The following is a 335-nucleotide window of genomic DNA, read 5'->3' on the forward strand; positions in this document are numbered from 1 at the left end:
TCCTACATCCACGGCTTGTCGTCCTTGTCCAGAATGCTGCTTTTGTCGCGATCGAACCCGGCTCGATTTGACGGCCAGTAGGCATAAATCACCACCCCGGCGGACAGAGCGAGGAGATAGAAAAGGCCCCAGCTTTTGGAGATTGCGACCACCGCGTCATGCATGCTCATTCCCCCAGCGCCGTCTGGTCGGTCTTCCTGGCCGCATCGGTCAATCCGCCGAGGATCTGCAGATACGCGACTAGCGCGTCCATCTCCGTCAACTCGCCGGGATTGCCGTCGAAAGCCCTTACATGGGTCGCCTTGCCGTAACGCTCGGTGACGCCACGCGCCTTG

1 protein-coding gene and 1 pseudogene are annotated in these 335 nt (G+C 60.3%); both read right to left on the reverse strand.

Annotated elements, in window-relative coordinates:
- Positions 1–2: 2 nt before the first annotated feature.
- On the reverse strand, positions 3–170 hold the full coding sequence (locus EN807_RS33655) for a cbb3-type cytochrome c oxidase subunit 3 (RefSeq protein WP_135938027.1): 168 nt from the start codon (positions 168–170) through the stop codon (positions 3–5).
- Positions 167–335: pseudogene (locus EN807_RS37230) on the reverse strand (cytochrome-c oxidase, cbb3-type subunit II); the annotation flags it as partial. The pseudogene EN807_RS37230 and the gene EN807_RS33655, both read right to left, overlap by 4 nt.

Source organism: Mesorhizobium sp. M5C.F.Ca.ET.164.01.1.1 (assembly GCF_004792125.1).
In the GTDB taxonomy this organism is placed as follows: domain Bacteria; phylum Pseudomonadota; class Alphaproteobacteria; order Rhizobiales; family Rhizobiaceae; genus Mesorhizobium; species Mesorhizobium wenxiniae.

Coding starts and splice junctions, on each gene's coding strand:
- EN807_RS33655 (WP_135938027.1), bottom strand. CDS start 170: ATGAGCATGCATGACGCGGTGGTCGCAATCTCCAAAAGCTGGGGCCTT.